Consider the following 18,253-nt stretch of genomic DNA (forward strand, 5'->3'; position numbering starts at 1 on the left):
GTCCCGGTCTAGAAGCGGGCTCGCATGCCGAGGCGGTAGATGCGGCCGAGCGTGTCGTAGAGCGCGGGGTTCACGTCGAGGCCGGTATTAGTCTGCGGCGCGGGTTCGGGATCGTGATCGAACAGGTTGTCGACCTTGAAGAACAGACTGACCTGTTTGGACAGGTTCACCGACCCGCCGAGATCGACGTAGAAGGCGCCTTTCATCGTGTTGTAATCGATCGTCGGGTTATTGGCGGTCGAAGCGGGGCAGGCGGTCGTGCACACGACATACTGGTTGCCGAAATTGCCGTCGGAGAACCAGCGTTCCTGCAACGTCAGGCTGAAGAGGTCATTGTCGTAGCTCTGCGTAGCGAGCCATTTCCAGTCGGGTGTCGCACCATTGTTGGCGCCCGCCTGGTCGACCGTCGCGACACCGGCGATGCCCGCCTTCACTAGGAACTCGCGAACATTGGTGCCGAGCGCGCGGAGGGTGAAATTGCCCGGCAGGCCGAGCGGCTGCTTCCACTGGTAGCTCGCCTCGATGTCGAACCCGCTGGTCTTCCACGAGGCGAGGTTGAACGGTTGGACGTTGATGAAGTTGCCGCCTTGGGTCGGGCTGTTCAGCACGAAGCCGCCGCAGAACGCCTGATTGCCCTCGAAGCAGAAGCGCACGATCTGGTCGGCCGACAGCGTCGAGATCACGCCGTCGAGCTTGATGCTGTAATAGTCGAACGACAGGCCGAGCCCGGGCAGCCAGGACGGGTGTGACAGGACGATGCCGGCTTCGGTATTGCGCGCGATCTCGGGCTTCAGGTCCGGATTGCCGATGGTGTTCTGGAACGCCTGGACGCCGCCGCCGGGGGGGAAGGGGTTGGTGAAGTTGGGCAAAGTCGTGACGGTCGGCGCGGCGAACAGTTCGGACAAATTGGGCGCGCGAACGTCGCGCGACGTCACTGCGCGCAGGCGGATGCCGTCGAGCGGCGTCTCCCAGGTGCCGCCGATCTTCCATGCCCAGATCGTCCCCGACGTGCTGTAATGCGTGACGCGGCCCGCGCCGTTCAGGTTCGCGCGGCCGATCGCGTCGCCCTTGAACAGCGGCAGGTTCAGCTCGAGAAAGCCTTCATAGACCTCGTATTTGCCGCCACCGTTCTTGTAGTTGCCCGCCGCCCAGTTGCTGCCCAGCGTCGAATTCAGCAGCGGGTCCGCGGGATAGTCGGCGCTGTTGGGGCTGAGCGCCGTGACCCCGGCGCCATAGGGATCGCCGTGGACGCGGTAATATTCCCGCCGATATTCGCCGCCGAACGCGACCGCGAGCGGCCCCGCCCACAGGCCGAGCGGCTCGCCCGAGAAGTTGAGGCTGGCGACGTCCTGCGTCAGCTTAGTGCGCTGCAACGGTCCGTTGACCGGCGTGACATAGGCGAGCGCCGCGGCGGAGGGGGGCGACCCGCCGAAGATGTTGATCGGCTGACACCCGGCAGCGCGAGCGGCGGCGTCGGCGCAGACGATCGCGCCGTTCAGCGTGATCGCGTTGGCAGCCGCGACATAGCGGTTCTGCAACACGGTGTTCTCGACATCGATATGCGCGATCGTGATGCCATGTTCGTAATAGCCGTCGTAATTCCAGTCGGTGCCGGCCAGATCGAACCGCCCCTTAAGCCCGCCCACGAACCGGTATTGGCGGCGGTCGGTCTGCACCAGCGGATCGGGGAAATTGCCGTTGCTCGTGCCGAAGCCGAACTGCGTGATCCCGGCGGTCGCGCAGCGATCGCGGATCAGCTGCGGCAGATACGGATTGGCGCACTGCACGGTCAGACTGGGGCGGTTATAGCCCGGGCTCGGTTGGTTGCTCGTCTTCACCTGCGCGAGGTTGACGGTGACATAGGCTTCGTTGTTCTCGGCAAAGTCGAAACCGACGCGGGTAAAGCCATTGAGGCGTTCGAGTGAGGACTTGAGCGACGCGCCCGACCCCGGCGCACCCGACAGGTCGCCGCCGACGCAGAAGCTGTTGCCGGGGAAGCAGCCGGTCACGCCACCCGTTCCGGTCGGGCGGCCGTTCGACCCGTAGTTGAAGTTGAACGGCGCGCCATTCTGGTCGAACGCGATCCCCTGCAAGGGGCCGTTGTTGATCAGCCCGAACCGCGCATATTGATAGGGCTGGGCATAGTCGCGATAGTTGAACTGCGGCAGGCCGTTGTTCGCCTGGCCGGTATTGACCAAAGTCGTCGCGCGGTACCAGTCGCGCCCCTTGGCGAGATCGGTGCCGAAATCGCCGGGCCCGACGCCGTCCTCATGATCATATTCGGCGCTGACGATCAGGTGCAGCCGGTCGCCCAGCAGCGATTTGCCGAACGCCGCCTGGACCAGCGCCTGCTGATCGTCGCCGTAATTGGTGATGCCGCCCTGGATATTGCCCTTGAACCCGGTGAACCGCGTGTCGGTGATGAAGTTCACCACGCCGCCGACCGCGTCCGAGCCATAGGAGGCGGACGCACCGCCCGTGACGACGTCGACGCGCTTGACGAGCAGCTGCGGGAACATGCTGATGTCCGGAACGCCCGTCACGTTCGCGCCGACGACGCGTTGCCCGTCGAGCAGGGTCAGCGTCCGGATCGGTCCAAGACCCCGCAGCGAAAACGAGCTGAGCCCCTGCGTTCCGCTCGACGTGCTGAACGTGCCGGTCGCCGCGCCGGTCGAGCCTTGCAGCGACGGCAACTGCGCGATCGCGTTGAAGATGTTCGGCTGGGCATTTTTGAGAATCTGTTCCTCGCCGATCACGGTCGTCGGCGTCGGCGCGTTGAACCCGCTGGTGGTGATGCGCGTGCCGGTGACGACGATGTCGGCCGCGGACGCCGGCGGCGGGCTGTCCTCGGCAAGCGGCGGCGCCGGCGTCACGGTCGGGGGCGGGGCCGGGGGGGCGGTCTGGGCGAGAACGGGTGTCCCGATCAGCGCGATCGCCGACACCATCATCCCGGTCGCGGTGCCGCCGATGCGTGCGGCAAAATCTCGGTCGTGCCTGGCCTTCGCCATGATCCCATCCCCTTTCGGTCATGGCCCAGACCGTCTGTCCGGTCCGGGTCCGCAATCCGTTATGCGGCGATCCTATCGTGGACCGGCGGGGGGAACATCTACGACCATCGTCGCAACGTTCGGGGGGCAATCAGGGCATGAGACGCTTGCGGCCCTGCGACAAATGCCAGCGCATCGCCAGCGCGGCACCGTCCGCGTCCTGCGCCCGGATCGCCTCGACGATCGCGTCATGCTCGTCCATCATCGCGCCGATCACCTCCGGCGCGCGCGATCGCGATATGTCCACACCGGCGCGCAGGATCCGCATCACCGCATCCTGGAGATGCTCGAACACCGGCAGGAACGCCGCGTTGGCGGTCGCCTCGACGATCGCGCGGTGGAGCAGCCAGTCCTCGTCATGCGCCGGGGCGTTCGACAGCAATGCCGCGCGCAACGCCTCCAGCGCCTGCTCGATCGCCGCAAGCTGTTCGTCCGAGCGTCGCTGTGCCGCCAGCCGCGCCGCCTCCGCCTCCAGCACGAAGCGGACCTCATAGGTGCCGAGCGTCGCGGCGAGCGCATCCATCGGCATGTGCGTGCCGAGCCGCGCGGACGGCCGCCGCTTGACATAGGAGCCCGCGCCAAGCCGTGCCTGGGTGATGCCGTCCGAAGCAAGCCGGGCCAGCGCCTCGCGGACGATCGTCCGGGACATGCCGAACATCGCCGCGAGCTTCGCCTCCGATGGCAGCCGGTCGCCGATCGCGAGTTCGTCATCGGTGATGATCCGCACGATCGCGGTATAGGCGCGATCCGCCAGCCGCCCCTCGCTCACGAGCACCCGCCCCCTCTCGTCACCGCATCCTGTCCCATCTCAGACGACATAGCTCAGCGCCAGGACGAGGACGAGGCCGACCACCGAGATCGCGGTCTCGAGCAGCGACCAGGTGCGGAAGGTGTCGGCAGTGCTCGTGCCGACATAGCTCTTAACCAGCCAGAAGCCGGGATCGTTGACATGGCTGAAGAAGACCGAGCCCGCGCCGATCGCGAGCACGACGAGTTCGGGGGAGACGCCCGAGTTCGCAACGACGCCGGGCATGATCCCGACCGCGGTGATCGTCGCGACCGTCGCCGACCCCGCCGCGAGCCGGATCGCGACCGCGACGAGCCAGCCCAGCAGCAGCGGGGAGATTGCGTACATCAGCACCGTCCGCGCGAGCAGGTCGGACAGCCCGGCGGTCACCAGCACCTGTTTCAGTGCGCCGCCCGCGCCGATCGCCAGCAGGATCGCCCCCGCCGCGCCCATCGTTTCATGCCACACCGCGTCCTGGATCGCCGCCTCGCGCAGCCGTCGCCCGAACAGCAGCGGCAGCGCGACGAGGTTGGTCAGCAGCAGCGCGACGACCGGGTTGCTCGCCGCGACGAGCCAGCCCGCCCCCTTCAGCGCGGGCATCATCTGCCCCAGCTCACCGGTCGCGATCATCAGCACCGGCAGCAGCACGATCAGCAGCGACCAGAGCTGCGGCGGCGGTGTGATGGCGAGCCCGGCATCGGTCGCAACCGGTGACGCAAGCCGGACGCCGCGCGTCGTGATCTTCGCCAGCAGCGGACCCGCGATCACCGCGGTGGGGATCGCGATCAGGATGCCGTACAGCATCGTCCGCCCCAGATCCGCGCCCAGCGCCTCGACCGCGAGCAACGGGCCGGGATGCGGCGGGACGAGCGCATGGACGACGCCGAGCCCCGCCAGCGCGGGCATGATCAGCCGGAGCTTGGCGGCATCCCGTACCGGGCCGTCCTCGCCCGTCATTTCCTCCGCGGCGGCGACGACGATCGGCAGCAAAAGGACGAGCCCGGTTTCGAAGAACAGCGGCAGGCCGACGACGATCGCAATGCCCAGCGTTGCCCAGGGGGCGGCGCGTGCGCCGGTCATCTGCAGCGCACCGCGGGCGAGCGACGCCGCGGCCCCCGACAGATGAAGCATCGCGCCAAGCGACAGGCCGAGCGCGACGACCAGCCCGGTCCCGCCGATGATGTCGCCGACACCCTTCTGCACCGCCTTGGCGACGTCGGGCAGCGGCAGGCCGGCCAGCAGCCCGACGGTGAACGCGCCGCACAACAGGCCGATAAAGGGATGCAGCCGGCCGCGGACGATCATCACGACGGCCAGCGCGATCCCCGCCAGCGCCGCGATCACGAGCCTCAGGTCGCCGCCGATCACGGATGGGTGCCGTTCGTTCGCATGCGACCGCGCTGTGACTGCATCATCGACATCACTCCCAATGATCCGACGACGCGTTCGCCTGTCGGTTTGGTGACAGCTGTAGGACAGGTTTCTGTCTGACGACACCGAAAAGGCTTGATCACCGCGAAAATGCGGAGGCATAGTGAGGACCTGTCCAACCGACTCCGCAAGAGAGATGGGTGGGCGGGCACTGAGAAGCCTTTGACCGCGGCGATCGACCGGGGCGTGAAAAGCCGACAGCAGAGGAGGATGACCATGGACGGGACTGCCCAGACCGCACGGCAAATCCAGCACGCCCCCACGACCTCGAACGCGATCTCGAACGCGGGCCAGGCGCTGGCGATGCGCGCGCCGCTGCCGCGGCTGACGCCGACGCAGATCAAGGTCCTGCGCGGGGTGCATTCGGGATTGCTCAACAAGCAGATCGCCTTCGATCTCGGCATAGCGGAAGCGACCGTGAAGGCGCACATGACGGCGTTGATGCGCAAGCTCAACGTGCGCAACCGCACGCAGGTCGCGGTGCTCGCGCATACGCTCATGCTGCAGGCGGCCTGACCGGACTACGACCTTTGTCGCGCCTGAAGCGATCAGCGGCCTTCGTTAGGCCGGCACCCGGGCGGCACTCACGGAGAGATGAATGATGGACGTGAAATGGCTGGCGGGCACAGCGCTGCTGCTGCTCGCGACCCCGGCGTTCGCCGGGACGACGTCGGTCTATCACACCGCGCCGGCCGATCCGCGGGCGATCACGGTCCGCGGTGTCGGCGATGGTCGTGCCGATGACAGCGCCGCGATCCAGCAGGCGATCGACGCGGCGGCGGCGGGCGGCAAGGGCGGCGTCGTCTTCCTGCCATCGGGGCGGTACCGGATCAGCCGGACGATCTTCGTCCGCTCGGCGGTTCGCCTGTTCGGGGTGGGACTGACCCGGCCCGAGATCCTGCTCGCGGATAACAGTGCAGGCTTCGCATCCGGGGTGGCCGCGATGGTCAGCTTCACCGGCGAGGATCAATATCGGGTCGGCAAGGCGCCGGTGCCGCCGCGGACCAGCGTGCCGTTCGATCCGAGCATCTTCGACGCGACGTCGAGCACCTTCTACTCGGCGCTGTCGAACATCGACTTCCGGATCGGCGCGGGCAATGCGGGCGCGGTCGCGGTGCGCTTCCGTGTCGCGCAGCATGGCTATCTGCGGCATGCCGACTTTCACATCGGATCGGGGCTGGCGGGCGTCTATCAGGCGGGCAATGCCTTCGAGAATCTGCGCTTCTTCGGTGGGCGCTATGGCATCATGTCGGAAAAGACGTCGCCCGCCTGGCAGTTCACGCTGCTCGATTCGGAATTTTCCGGGCAGCGCGATGCAGCGATCCGCGAGCATGAGGTCGATCTGACGCTGGTCAACGTCGTCATCCGCGACACGCCGGTCGGTATCGAGATCGATCGCGGCTATTCGGATTCGCTGTGGGGGAAGGACGTCCGGTTCGAGAAGGTGACGCGCGCCGGCGTCGTCGTCTCGAACGAGGGCAGCGTCTTCACGCAGATCGGGTTCGACAATGCGGTGGCGGTCGATACCCCGGTCTTCGTGCGGTTTCGCGATAGCGGCAAGACGGTGGCGGGATCGGGCGCGCGCTACCGGGTCAGCGATTTCTCCTATGGCCTGAAGCTGCCGGCACTGGGTGTGATCGGCGACTATGCGACCGACGTCGCGATGACGCCGCTTGCACGTACGCCCGCGCGGCCCGCGCGCGCAATCCGGGCCATGCCGCCGGTTCAGGACTGGGCCAATGTCCATGATCTCGGCGTCAAAGGCGACGACGAGACCGACGATACCGCCGCGCTGCAGCGCGCGGTCGACACGCACCGCGTGCTGTATTTCCCGACCGGGCGCTACCGGGTCACCGACACCATCCGCCTCCGGCCCGACACCGTGCTGATCGCGCTCCATCCCGGCCTCACGCATCTCTATCTGGCCGATTCGACACCGGCCTTCATGGGGGTCGGGGGACCCAAGGCGCTGATCGAAAGCGCCAAGGGGGGCGATGCGATCGTGTCCGGGCTGGGGCTGTGGACCGGTGGGGTCAACCCGCGCGCGACCGCATTGCTGTGGAAGGCGGGCGAGGCGTCGATGGTCAACGACGTCAAGATCCAGGGCGGCGGCGGCACCGCGCTGACCAAGGGAAGCCCGATCGGCTTCGGCGATCCGCGGGCGCGCTTCGACGGGCAATATCCCAGCATCTGGGTGACGGACGGCGGCGGCGGCACCTTTGCCGCCTTGTGGTCCCCCAACACGCTGGCATCGGCGGGGTTTCACGTGTCGAACACCAGCACGCCGGGCCATGTCTACCAATTGTCGGCCGAGCATCATTATCGCGCCGAAATCGTGCTCGATCATGTCGCGAACTGGGAATTCCTCGCACCACAGACCGAGCAGGAGGTTCGCGACGGCGTCGACGCGATCTCGACCGAGATCCGCCATTCGCGCAACATCCTGTTCGCCAATTATCACGGCTACCGCGTCACCCGCTCGATCAAGCCGATGGATGCGGCGATCAAGCTCTACGAGTCGGGCGATATCCGCTTCCGCAATGTGCATGTGAACGCGGAGAGCGGCTTTGCGAGCTGCGATGCCAAGGGCTGCGGCACCTTTCTGCGGGCGAGCAAATATCCGTTCGAAAACGCGATCAAGGACATCACCGGCGGACAGGAGGTCCGCGAGCGCGAATTCGCCCGGCTCGACGTGCCTGCGACTCCCGCGCCCAGGGTTCCGGCTCCGACGGCGGTCGAGAAGCTCGCCGACGGCTTCTATTCGATCGCCGGCGGTGCGGTCGACGCGAACGGCAAGCTCTACTTCATCGACCGCCATTTCCAGCGCATCCATGGCTGGTCGAAGCGCGAAGGGCTCTCGATCGTCGCGGAGGCACCGCTCGATCCGGTCAATCTGATGGTCGATCGATCGGGGCGGCTGCTGGTCCTGTCGTCGGCAGGACGCGATGCCACGGTCTACAGCATCGATCCGGCAAAGCCCGCCGATGTCCGGGTCATCGCGCCGACCGCGATCGCCGAGTCCGGCCCGGCGAACAGGGATGCCGCCACCGTGCTGCCCGTCAACGTCTGGGAAAACGGCGAATTCGCGGACCGGATCGATCCCGTCACCTATCAGTATCCGACGATGGCGGACCTGTTCGCGGCGAAGATGGGCGAGGCCAAGGCGGCGCACTATGTGTCGCCCGACGGTTCGCTCGCACTTCCTGCCTTTCGCGTGTGGAATCAGGGGCCAGACGATCATCAGGGATGGCGCTGGTCGGATACGCTCAACGCGAACGGCTTCGTCGCCGCGCGGCCCGGCGAGCGCGTCGTCCAGACCAACGCGTCGGAGAACCGCACCTATAGCGGCCTGGTCGGGGCGCAAGGCAGGGTCACCGACCTGAAGCCGGTGGCCGATCGCGGCGGTGAAAGCGTCGCCCGCGATGCCTCGGGCCGGCTCTACGTCGCCAATGGGCAGGTGTTCGTCTACGATGCCGGCGGCGCGCTGGTCCGGCGGATCGACGTGCCCGACCGTCCGCTGCAGCTGGTGATCGGCGGCCCCGACAATCACACGCTCTTCATTCTCTCCCACCATGCGCTGTACGCCACAGCGATCTGAGGGCGCGGGTGGTGGTGCGGTCGGGTGGAGGAGTGGTGCCGGTTGCAGGAATCGAACCCGCGACATCCAGTTTACAAAACTGGCGCTCTACCAACTGAGCTAAACCGGCAGCGGGCGCCTCATGCGTCAGGTGACGCCGAACGTCCAGCCTTCGGTTGCAGCAATAAGCGAAGTCATCGCTCGAGGACACCAGAAATCGGCGTTCTTCGCATTGGCGCGGAGCCAGGCTGCGGTAAGGATCGCGTCGGTCGCATGGTCGTCATAGCGCGCGAGGGGGTGGTGCGGTGCGGAGCCGAGCGCTGCGAGCGCGTCGTCGAGCGTCGCGCCGTCGCGCATCTTGCTGCGGCCGACGGGGCGCCCCGCGGCGCGTGCGGCGATGCTGGTATAGATTTCGACGATCGCGGCGCCCGATCGCGGCGGGGCATCGAACGGCCAGACCGGGATCCGCCCGTCGAGACGGTGCAGCAGGCGCATCCCGGCAAAGCTCGCCTTGGCGACCTGCGCCGCGCCGATCGCGTCATACACGGTCGAAGGTTTGCGGCTGCCGTCGTCCGGCATCTCGCACCGACGCCAGTGCAGGAAATCCGCCTTGGTCCCGTCCGCCGCGCCGAGATAGAAATGCGTGCCGCGGCGGCGCTCGATGAACGATGCCGCGCCGAGATCGGCATCGTCGCTCTGCGCGTCGACCATCGCCCAGAGCGCGCGGGCATCGGCGGTCGGCGGTTCACCGGGCAGATGCGCACCACGGGTCACGAAGGGGGCGGAAAAGCTGAAGTCGAAGCCGGCAAGCAACGGCAAATCGCGGCGTGCGACCAGCCAGTCGAGCACCGCCTGGCGTGACCAGATCCCGTCCGGCGCGGGGACAAGCGTCGGGGCGGCGTGATCACGGCCACAGATCGCAACGGCGATCCCCTTGTGCCGCTGTCCTTTCGCGCCGGACCAGTCGATCGCGACGAACTGCGTGAAGTGATCGGGGGTCATCGAAGACGCACGCAGCACACATCGACCCGGCGGGGCGCGGGCCGTCCAGTCGTCTCACAGGCGTTCATGCGGGGCTAGGCGTCCTTGGCCTGCCGGCGTTCGTCCCACCAGGCGAGGCGCTCGGCAATACGCTTCTCGAACCCGCGGTCGGTCGGCGCGTAGAAGGTCTGCGGCGTCATCTCGTCGGGCCAATAGTCCGACCCCGAAAAGGCGTTCTCGGCATCATGGTCATAGGCATAGCCCTTGCCATAGCCGATATCGCGCATGAGCTTGGTGGGGGCGTTGCGGATCGCGGCGGGCGGCATCAGCGACCCCGTCTCGCGCGCCGATTTCCAGGCCGCCTTCTGCGCCTTGTAGACCGCGTTCGATTTGGGCGCGGTGGCGAGATAGACACAGGCCTGGGCGATCGCGAGTTCGCCTTCGGGACTACCAAGGAAATCATAGGTGTCCTTGGCGGCGATACACTGGACGAGCGCCTGGGGGTCGGCGAGACCGATATCCTCGACCGCGGCGCGCGTCAGGCGGCGCAGCAGGAACAGCGGTTCCTCGCCCGCGGTAAGCATACGTCCGAGATAATAGAGCGCCGCCTGCGGATCGCTGCCGCGGATCGATTTGTGCAGCGCGCTGATGAGGTTGTAATGCCCTTCGCGATCCTTGTCGTACACCGCGACGCGGCGCTGGAGGAAGTTCGACAACCCCGCCGGATCGAGCGGTTCGGGCAGGTCGACCGAGAACAGCGTCTCGGCCTGGTTGAGCAGGAACCGTCCGTCGCCATCGGCACTGGCGATCAGCGCATCGGTCGCCTCGGGCGTGAGCGGGAGCGGGCGGTCCATCAGCGTCGCCGCGCGGGTCAGCAACAGCTCGAGCGCACCGCGGCCCAGTCGCTCAAGGATCAGTACCTGCGCACGGCTGAGCAGTGCCGCGTTGAGCTCGAAGGACGGGTTTTCCGTCGTCGCGCCGACCAGCGTCACCGTGCCGTCTTCCACATAGGGAAGAAATCCGTCCTGCTGCGCGCGATTGAAGCGGTGAATCTCGTCGACGAAGAGCAGCGTACGCTTGCCCAGTCGCGCGTGGTCGCGGGCTTCGGCAAACGCCTTTTTTAGATCGGCCACGCCCGAAAACACCGCGGAGATCGCGACGAACCGCAGATCGACCGCGTCCGCAAGGAGGCGCGCGATCGTCGTCTTGCCGGTGCCGGGCGGTCCCCAGAGGATGATCGACGACAGTCGTCCCGCCGCCACCATGCGCCCGATCGCGCCGCCTGCGCCGGTGATGTGATCCTGCCCGACAACCTCGTCGAGCGTCCGCGGACGCAGGCGATCGGCGAGCGGTGCGTTTTCGGGATGCGCGTCGGGTGGGGGGGCGGGTTCGAAACCCGCAAAAAGGTCGGCCATGCTCGCAATGTAGTCGATACGCCCGACTCTGCCACCCTGGGCCTAGCCTCGCGTTCCGCTGTCTGACCACGCGTCCTCTGCCCAAGACATGCGAAAGATATATCTTGGTAGATCTTGCGAAGCACAGCTGAAGATATATCTTGCACGTATCGGGATGCGCTCGACAGGAGATTCGAATGTTCATGCACATGCACGGCCGCGGATGCGGTCATCGTGACGGACACCATGCCGCGATGGGCGGCGGCTATGGCGGCGGTCGGGGCGGCGGGCGCTTCGCCTTCGCCTGGGGGCCGGGTGAGGGTGAGCGGCCGGGTGGCGGGCGGCAGCGGCGGATGTTCGACGGGGGTGAACTGCGCCTCGTCCTGCTCAGGCTGATCGCCGACTCACCGCGCCACGGCTATGACCTGATCCGCGCGATCGAGGAGTTGACCGGGGGCGCCTATGCGCCGAGTCCGGGCGTGGTCTATCCGACGATCACGCTGCTCGACGAAATGGGGCTGGTCGAGGAGCAGCAGTCCGAAGGCGCGAAGAAGCGCTTTGCGATCACGCCGGCCGGCACCACGCATCTTGACGAGAATGCAGAGCAGGTCGCGGCGTTGATGGCGCGGCTGGCCGCGGTCGGCGAGCACCGCGAACGCGCGGATCGGGCTCCCATCCGGCGCGCAATGGGCAATCTGCGCCATGCGGTGCAGGACCGGCTGCTCGGCGACGGCTTTTCGGAAGAGGCGGCGCACCAGGTGGCGGCGCTGATCGACGAGGTCGTCCAGAAGATCGAGCGCGTGAAGTGAGCGTGTCGGTCGCACGCGTGCCGACGCAGTCGGCGAGCCGATATCTTCAGCAGCTCGCCAAGCACTGGAGCCACAAGATGGAAGTGCGCTTCACCGAACAGGAGGGGCGTATCGCGTTTCCGGGTGGTGCGGTGCTCGAGATGCGCGCGGACAGCCAGACGCTCGACGTCGCGCTGACGGTGCCCGAGGGCGGGGATGTCGAACGGATGCGCGACGTGGTGTCGAGCCATCTCGACCGGTTCGCGTTTCGCGAGGCGCCGCTGACGTTCGATTGGGTGGACGCGTAACCTTACGGGTGCGCGTCGCCCGCAATTACTCCGACGATTATCGGTGCCGGCGCGCCGTCACCGCCAGATAGGTGTCGAGTACCGTCTGGTTGATCGTGTCCCAGCGATAGCCCGCGGCCTTGGCGTGTCCGGCTTCGCCCATCGACTGCCGCAGCGCGGGATCCGACACGATCCGACCGATCGCATCCGCATAGGCGCCGATATCGGTGGGTGGTACGAGGAAGCCGGTCGTGCCGTCCTCGATCAGGTCGACCGCGCCGGTCGCGCGCGCGGCGACCACGGGCACGCCCGCCGCCATCGCCTCGAGCGTCACGTTGCCGAAGGTCTCGGTGATGCTCGGATTGAAGAACACGTCCATCGACGCGACTGCGCGGCCGAGCGCGTCGCCCGACTGGAAGCCGGCGAACACGGCTTCGGGGACATGGCCCGCGAACCAGTCGCGTGCAGGACCCTGACCGACGACGACCACGCGGTGCGGCACGCCCCGGCGGCGCAGTTCGGTGACGACGTCGGCAAAGACGTCGAGGCCCTTTTCCTTCACCAGCCGGCCGAGAAACCCGACCACCATCTCGTCGTCCGCGATGCCGAGCGACCGGCGCCAGGCCGTGTCGCGCCGCGCCGGGTCGAACCGCGCGTGATCGATACCGCGCGACCAGATGCCGATCGACGACTTCACGCCCCAGCCGCGGAGCAGCTCGGCCATGCTGGTCCCGGGCACCAGGACCTCTTCCACGCGGTTGTAGAAGCGCGTCAGCCGCTTCTTTGCGATCGGCTCGAGGAAGCCAAGCCGGTAATAGCGAAAATAGGTCTCGAACCGGGTGTGGAAGGAGGCGACGGTCGCGATGTCGCGTTTGCGCGCATAGGCGACCGCGGCATGGCCGAGAAACTCGGGCGCCGAGACATGGACGATATTGGGAGCGAACGCGTCGATGTCGCGGCGGACGCGCGGCGTGATCCCGAGTGCGGCGCGATATTCGCCGCGTCCGCCGACCAGCGGGATCGCGGGCACGTCGACCAGATCGCCAATTGCGGGGAAGGCGGGCTCCGCGACCGTGGGCGAATAGACCCGCACCTTGACGCCGCGCGACAGCAAATGGCCGACGAGCAGGTTCAGCGACTGGTTCGCACCATCGCGGACGTAATTATAGTTGCCGCTAAACAGGGCCACGCGGAGGTCGGTCGGCTGCATCGCTCGGGCGGATAGCGTTGCCCGTCGGTTAGCGCCAGACAATCCTCCGTCGCCGAGGCGGTGGCGTTTTGCCGCGCGGGTGATCGCTGTTCCCTTATCGTTCCTATCTGGCTACACCGCGGCGATGGCGAAAATTCAGAAACGGTATGTGTGTCAGGCGTGCGGTTCGGTCGCATCGCGCTGGGCCGGGCAATGCGCCGACTGCCACGAATGGAACACGCTGGTCGAGGAGGCGAATACCGCCGCGACTCCGTTTCATTCGAAGCACAATCTGCAGACCGGCGGCCGCGCGATCCAGCTCGTCGGGCTGGATGCGGAGATCAAGCTGCCGGACCGGATGGCGACCGGTATCGCCGAGCTCGACCGTGCGCTGGGCGGGGGCTTTGTCGAGGGGTCGGCGACGCTGATCGGCGGCGATCCGGGGATCGGCAAGTCGACCTTGCTGTTGCAGGCGGCGGCGAAGATGGCGCTTGCGGGCCAGTCGGTGGCCTATGTCTCGGGCGAGGAGGCGGCGGACCAGGTCCGGCTGCGCGCGCGGCGTCTCGGGCTCGGCAATGCGCCCGTGCAGCTCGCGGCGGCGACCTCGACGCGCGACATCCTGACGACGCTGCAGACAAGACCGCCGGCGATGCTGGTAATCGACTCGATCCAGACGATGCATTCCGACCTGATCGAAGGCGCGCCCGGTACGGTCAGCCAGGTACGGGCATCGGCGCAGGAGCTGATCCGGTTCGCCAAGGAGCGCGGGACCGCGGTGGTGCTGGTCGGCCATGTGACGAAGGACGGCAGCATCGCGGGGCCGCGCGTGCTCGAGCATATGGTCGACACGGTGCTGAGCTTTGAAGGCGAGCGTAGTCATCAGTACCGGATCCTGCGCGCGATCAAGAACCGCTTCGGCGGCACCGACGAGATCGGCGTCTTCTCGATGCAGACCGAGGGGCTGGCGGAGGTCGGCAACCCGTCGTCGCTGTTCCTGACGACGCGCGACGACGCGATGACCGGCGCCACGGTGTTCCCGGCGCTGGAGGGGACGCGACCGGTGCTGGTCGAGATCCAGGCGCTGACGGTGCGGCTGGCGAGCGGCGCCACGCCGCGGCGCGCTGTCGTCGGATGGGATTCGGGGCGGCTGGCGATGATCCTCGCGGTGCTCGAGGCGCGGTGCGGGCTGAGCTTCTCGTCGGCCGAGGTCTATCTCAACATCGCCGGCGGGTACCGAGTGCAGGATCCCGCCGCCGATCTCGCGGTAGCTGCGGCGCTGATATCGGCGATGGCGGAGCGTCCCGTACCGGTCGATGCGGTCGCGTTCGGCGAGGTCGCCTTGTCGGGCGAGATCCGGCCGGTCGCGCACGGTCCGCTACGGCTGAAGGAAGCGAGCAAGCTGGGGTTCGAGCGCGCGCTGGTCCCCGCATCGATGAGCGACGAGAAGAGCGGGATGCGGCTGTCGGGGTTCAAGACGCTCGCTGCGTTCGTCGACCACATGCTCGGGCGGGGATAAGTCGGGGCGGGGCGTCCGGCGTCGGGGCGGGCGACCGCGGGGTGGCGATGATCGGGCGGTTCGCGCGGCTGCACTAGCGGTCCGCGGCGCTCGTCCCTATTCCAGACATCATGAACCTCACCGCCCTCGATGTCATCGTCCTGCTCGCGGTTGCCGGCGCCGCCGTACTCGGCCTGATTCGCGGGTTCGTGACCGAGGTGCTGTCGATGTTCGCCTGGGTCGCGATGGTCGCGATGCTCAAGCTGTTCCACATCCCCGTCGCGGCCGCGCTGACGCCGGTCATCGGGACGGTCAGCGGAGCGGCGGTCCTTGCCTTCGCACTTATCACCGGGCTGACCTATATCGGCGGGCGGCTCGTCGCCAACGCGATCGGCGCGCGGACGCGGACGTCGATCCTGGGGCCGGTCGACCGCGCGCTCGGGTTCGGGTTCGGGGCGCTGAAGGGACTGATCCTCGCCAGCCTCGTCTTCCTGCTGGCGACGCTGGTGATCGACACGATGAGTGGCGGGGCAGCGCGGCGGCCCGAATGGATGACCCGCTCGCGCACCTATCCGCTGCTCAATGCGACGAGCGCGAGCATCGCCGATTTCGTCGATCGCCGCCGTCGCGGCAAACCGGTGTTCGGCACGAAGCCGAACGTCTCCCGATCCGATACCGCAAGTGAGCCGACCCCATGAACGCCCCCCTCTACAATGCCGAGATCCTGCGTCTTGCCGCGTCGATTCCCCATCATGAGCGCCTGACCGCGCCGATGGCGACCGCGGAACGCCGCTCGCCGATCTGCGGCAGCCGCGTGACGGTGGACGTCGATATGGGCGCGGACGGCCGCGTCGCCGCGGTTGGGCTGCTGGTGCGCGCCTGTGCGCTGGGTCAGGCGTCCTCGTCGTTGCTCGCCTCGAGCATCGTCGGGCGGACGCCTGCGGAGCTGGCGGCGGCACGCGATGCGATCACCGCCTGGCTCGCGCGCACCGGCGAGGCGCCCGACTGGCCCGGGATGGATGTCTTCGCACCCGCACTCGACTATACCGCGCGGCATCCGTCGATCCGCCTCGCCTTCGAAGCGGCGGCGGAGGCGGCCGAGACGGCGGCGAACAGCGCGTCGGGTCATGCGGAAGTGTCGGTCACGGCCCCCGCGAGCGCATCTGCCGGGACCGATGTCTGATGCATGACGGCACGCCGACGTCGCTGTTGCGGGACGGGGTGGTCCTGCTCGGCTTCGGGCTGGTGTTCGTACTGCTGTTCCGAAGGATCGGCCTCGGCGCGACGCTGGGCTATCTCGTCGCGGGGGCGGTCGTCGGGCCGCATGTCCTGGGACTGGTAGGCGACGCCGAGGCCAAGCTCGGCTTTGCCGAACTCGGTATCACGCTGCTGCTGTTCATCGTCGGGCTCGAGCTCAACCCGAGCCGGCTGTGGCGGATGAAGCATGAAATCTTCGGGCTGGGCCTGATGCAGGTGGTTGCCTGCGGTCTCGCGATCACCGCGATCGTGTGGCTCGGCGCGCGCTTCTCGCTGCCCGCCGCGCTCGCCTTGGGACTGCCGCTCGCGCTGTCGTCGACCGCGCAGGTGTTGCCAATGCTGCAATCCTCGGGGCGGATGCGGACGCCCTTTGGCGAGCGCGCCTTCTCGATCCTGTTGTTCCAGGATCTGTCGATCGTCCCGCTGATCACGATCGTCGCGGCGATGAGCCGCAATCCCGCCGATGCGAATGCGCCTCCTGGATGGCTGCTAGCGCTTTACACGGTCGCCGCGGTCGTCGGGCTGATCATCGCCGGGCGGTTCCTGTTGCGGCCGTTCTTCCGGCTGATCGGCAATATGGGCGAGCGCGAGATGTTCGTGTTCGCCGGCCTGTTCACCGTCATCGCCAGCGCCGCGGTGATGGAATGGCTCGGCCTGTCGACGGCGCTCGGTGCGTTCATCGCCGGCGTGATGCTCGCGGACAGCCCGTATCGGCATGAGCTTGAGGCGGATGTCGAGCCGTTCCGATCGATTCTGCTCGGACTCTTCTTCCTCGCGGTCGGCATGCTGCTCGATCTCGGCGCGATCGCCGAGCGGCCGCTGTTCGTGCTGGCGATGGCCGCGGCACTGATCGCGACGAAGACCGGCGTGATCATGGCGATCGGCATGGCGTTCAAGATGACCTGGCGGCAGGCCTTCGCGCTCGGCCTGTTGCTGAGCCAGGGCGGCGAATTCGGGTTCGTGCTGTTCGCACAGGCACAGGCGGGGCTGCTGATCGATCCGGAAGCGGCGAGCCTGTTCGGCGCGATCATCACGCTGTCGATGGCGACGACGCCGTTCCTGATGGGGATCACCCGCCGGTTCAGGACCGAGCCGATCGCACCGGGCACGGATCGCGAGGGGCCCGTCGCCGATGGCGCCAATGCGATCATCGTCGGCTATGGCCGGTTCGGGCAGACGGTCGGTCAGATGCTCCTCGCTCAGGGCATCCCCGTCACGCTGATCGATACCGATATCGAGATGATCGACATTGCCGGCGAGTTCGGCGCCAAGGTCTATTATGGCGACGGCACCCGGCTCGACCTGTTGCGTCAGGCGGGGGCGGCGGACGCCGAACTCATCTGCATGTGCATCGACGGCGATCAGATCGAACCCGAGACGATCGCGGCGATCCACGAGGCGTTTCCCAAGGCGGAGATCTATGTCCGCGCGTTCGATCGCCGTACGCTGGTCAAGCTGAAGAACGGCCCGGCGACCTATGTCGTTCGCGAGGTTCTCGAATCGGCGGTAAAGATGGCGCGGCTGGCACTACGTGGGCTCGGCGTTGCGCCGGCCGAGATCGATCGTGCCGAAGAAGCGTACCGGGCGCGCGACAAGGAGCGGTTGCGCATCCAGATCGCAGCCGGCGACATCCGCGCGGCGCGCACCGAAACCGCGCAGCGCTTTCCATGGGGGAATGATCCACAATGATGCTCGTGGTTCTGGCGGCGCTGTCGGGCGCCATGGCAGTCGCGGCAGGCGCGTTCGGTGCGCATGGCGCAAGCGGTGCTGCTGTGGAGTGGTTGAAGACGGGCGCGCAGTATCAGTTGATCCATGTCGTCGCGGCGCTAATCGCGGTGCGAATGGAGGCGCGGGGGCCGGCATGGCTGTTCGTCATCGGTGCAGCGATCTTTGCGCTGACGCTTTACGCCATGGCGCTGGGGGCGCCGCGCTGGTTGGGTGCGATTACGCCGATCGGCGGCGCGCTGCTCATCGGCGGCTGGCTGTGGCTGGCGTGGAGCGCGGCGCGCAGCTGACTTCC

At 67.4% G+C, this 18,253-nt stretch carries 15 protein-coding genes and 1 tRNA gene; 9 read left to right on the forward strand and 7 right to left on the reverse strand.

Annotated elements, in window-relative coordinates:
• Positions 1-8: 8 nt before the first annotated feature.
• The 3 genes from sphst_RS07705 to sphst_RS07715 form a co-directional block, all read right to left on the reverse strand.
• Positions 9-3,008 (reverse strand): TonB-dependent receptor plug domain-containing protein, encoded by a 3,000-nt coding sequence (locus tag sphst_RS07705; protein WP_056406170.1) that lies wholly within the window; start codon positions 3,006-3,008, stop codon positions 9-11.
• Between the two features lie 130 nt (positions 3,009-3,138).
• The gene (locus sphst_RS07710) at positions 3,139-3,816 is read right to left on the reverse strand and encodes a FadR/GntR family transcriptional regulator (protein ID WP_056406405.1); all 678 of its coding nucleotides are present in this window, start codon (positions 3,814-3,816) and stop codon (positions 3,139-3,141) included.
• 39 nt (positions 3,817-3,855) lie between these two features.
• Positions 3,856-5,202, reverse strand: a complete 1,347-nt coding sequence (locus sphst_RS07715) for a GntP family permease (protein ID WP_056406171.1) — start codon at positions 5,200-5,202, stop codon at positions 3,856-3,858.
• 366 nt (positions 5,203-5,568) lie between these two features.
• Here sphst_RS07715 and sphst_RS07720 point away from each other — a divergent pair, with 366 nt between their 5' ends.
• On the forward strand, positions 5,569-5,781 hold the full coding sequence (locus tag sphst_RS07720; RefSeq protein ID WP_037529849.1) for a helix-turn-helix domain-containing protein: 213 nt from the start codon (positions 5,569-5,571) through the stop codon (positions 5,779-5,781).
• Between the two features lie 85 nt (positions 5,782-5,866).
• Positions 5,867-8,863, forward strand: a complete 2,997-nt coding sequence (locus sphst_RS07725) for a glycosyl hydrolase family 28-related protein (RefSeq protein ID WP_107045373.1) — start codon at positions 5,867-5,869, stop codon at positions 8,861-8,863.
• A 33-nt stretch (positions 8,864-8,896) separates the two neighbouring features.
• On the opposite strand, the gene sphst_RS07730 is transcribed toward sphst_RS07725, so the two are convergent.
• The 3 genes from sphst_RS07730 to sphst_RS07740 form a co-directional block, all read right to left on the reverse strand.
• Positions 8,897-8,972: transfer RNA gene (locus sphst_RS07730), tRNA-Thr, on the reverse strand.
• A gap of 17 nt (positions 8,973-8,989) precedes the next feature.
• On the reverse strand, positions 8,990-9,844 hold the full coding sequence (locus tag sphst_RS07735; protein WP_031396686.1) for a hypothetical protein: 855 nt from the start codon (positions 9,842-9,844) through the stop codon (positions 8,990-8,992).
• 74 nt (positions 9,845-9,918) lie between these two features.
• On the reverse strand, positions 9,919-11,238 hold the full coding sequence (locus sphst_RS07740; RefSeq protein ID WP_056406173.1) for a replication-associated recombination protein A: 1,320 nt from the start codon (positions 11,236-11,238) through the stop codon (positions 9,919-9,921).
• A 176-nt stretch (positions 11,239-11,414) separates the two neighbouring features.
• On the opposite strand from sphst_RS07740, the gene sphst_RS07745 reads away from it, so the two are divergent.
• Together sphst_RS07745 and sphst_RS07750 are read left to right on the forward strand one after the other, a co-directional pair.
• The gene (locus tag sphst_RS07745) at positions 11,415-12,026 is read left to right on the forward strand and encodes a PadR family transcriptional regulator (RefSeq protein ID WP_043157622.1); all 612 of its coding nucleotides are present in this window, start codon (positions 11,415-11,417) and stop codon (positions 12,024-12,026) included.
• A complete protein-coding gene (locus sphst_RS07750; protein WP_031395273.1) occupies positions 12,023-12,313 on the forward strand; it encodes a DUF2218 domain-containing protein in 291 nt (96 codons plus the stop codon). The genes sphst_RS07745 and sphst_RS07750 overlap by 4 nt, the downstream gene beginning before the upstream one ends.
• A gap of 37 nt (positions 12,314-12,350) precedes the next feature.
• Here the strand turns inward: sphst_RS07750 and sphst_RS07755 are convergent, their stop codons facing one another.
• Positions 12,351-13,502 carry a glycosyltransferase family 4 protein gene (locus tag sphst_RS07755; protein ID WP_031395274.1) on the reverse strand — a complete coding sequence of 384 codons (1,152 nt, stop codon included), beginning with the start codon at positions 13,500-13,502 and terminating at the stop codon, positions 12,351-12,353.
• A gap of 124 nt (positions 13,503-13,626) precedes the next feature.
• On the opposite strand from sphst_RS07755, the gene radA reads away from it, so the two are divergent.
• From radA to sphst_RS07780, 5 genes are all read left to right on the forward strand, one after another.
• Positions 13,627-14,997, forward strand: a complete 1,371-nt coding sequence (gene radA, locus sphst_RS07760) for a DNA repair protein RadA (protein ID WP_031439611.1) — start codon at positions 13,627-13,629, stop codon at positions 14,995-14,997.
• Positions 14,998-15,107: 110 nt separating this feature from the next.
• Positions 15,108-15,674 (forward strand): CvpA family protein, encoded by a 567-nt coding sequence (locus tag sphst_RS07765; protein ID WP_031439610.1) that lies wholly within the window; start codon positions 15,108-15,110, stop codon positions 15,672-15,674.
• The gene (locus tag sphst_RS07770; RefSeq protein WP_107045374.1) at positions 15,671-16,159 is read left to right on the forward strand and encodes an iron-sulfur cluster assembly scaffold protein; all 489 of its coding nucleotides are present in this window, start codon (positions 15,671-15,673) and stop codon (positions 16,157-16,159) included. The genes sphst_RS07765 and sphst_RS07770 overlap by 4 nt, the downstream gene beginning before the upstream one ends.
• Complete coding sequence (locus sphst_RS07775) at positions 16,159-17,922, forward strand: cation:proton antiporter domain-containing protein (protein WP_031439608.1); 1,764 nt, start codon at positions 16,159-16,161, stop codon at positions 17,920-17,922. Before sphst_RS07770 ends, sphst_RS07775 begins: the two co-directional genes overlap by 1 nt.
• Complete coding sequence (locus tag sphst_RS07780) at positions 17,922-18,248, forward strand: DUF423 domain-containing protein (RefSeq protein WP_031395247.1); 327 nt, start codon at positions 17,922-17,924, stop codon at positions 18,246-18,248. Before sphst_RS07775 ends, sphst_RS07780 begins: the two co-directional genes overlap by 1 nt.
• Positions 18,249-18,253 lie beyond the last annotated feature (5 nt).

The organism is Sphingomonas sp. STIS6.2, assembly GCF_000732685.2.
Lineage (GTDB): Bacteria > Pseudomonadota > Alphaproteobacteria > Sphingomonadales > Sphingomonadaceae > Sphingomonas > Sphingomonas aerolata.

Coding starts and splice junctions, on each gene's coding strand:
- radA (WP_031439611.1), top strand. CDS start 13,627: ATGGCGAAAATTCAGAAACGGTATGTGTGTCAGGCGTGCGGTTCGGTC.
- sphst_RS07755 (WP_031395274.1), bottom strand. CDS start 13,502: ATGCAGCCGACCGACCTCCGCGTGGCCCTGTTTAGCGGCAACTATAAT.
- sphst_RS07745 (WP_043157622.1), top strand. CDS start 11,415: ATGTTCATGCACATGCACGGCCGCGGATGCGGTCATCGTGACGGACAC.
- sphst_RS07740 (WP_056406173.1), bottom strand. CDS start 11,238: ATGGCCGACCTTTTTGCGGGTTTCGAACCCGCCCCCCCACCCGACGCG.
- sphst_RS07765 (WP_031439610.1), top strand. CDS start 15,108: ATGAACCTCACCGCCCTCGATGTCATCGTCCTGCTCGCGGTTGCCGGC.
- sphst_RS07705 (WP_056406170.1), bottom strand. CDS start 3,008: ATGGCGAAGGCCAGGCACGACCGAGATTTTGCCGCACGCATCGGCGGC.
- sphst_RS07770 (WP_107045374.1), top strand. CDS start 15,671: ATGAACGCCCCCCTCTACAATGCCGAGATCCTGCGTCTTGCCGCGTCG.
- sphst_RS07735 (WP_031396686.1), bottom strand. CDS start 9,844: ATGACCCCCGATCACTTCACGCAGTTCGTCGCGATCGACTGGTCCGGC.
- sphst_RS07720 (WP_037529849.1), top strand. CDS start 5,569: ATGCGCGCGCCGCTGCCGCGGCTGACGCCGACGCAGATCAAGGTCCTG.
- sphst_RS07725 (WP_107045373.1), top strand. CDS start 5,867: ATGGACGTGAAATGGCTGGCGGGCACAGCGCTGCTGCTGCTCGCGACC.
- sphst_RS07775 (WP_031439608.1), top strand. CDS start 16,159: ATGCATGACGGCACGCCGACGTCGCTGTTGCGGGACGGGGTGGTCCTG.
- sphst_RS07780 (WP_031395247.1), top strand. CDS start 17,922: ATGCTCGTGGTTCTGGCGGCGCTGTCGGGCGCCATGGCAGTCGCGGCA.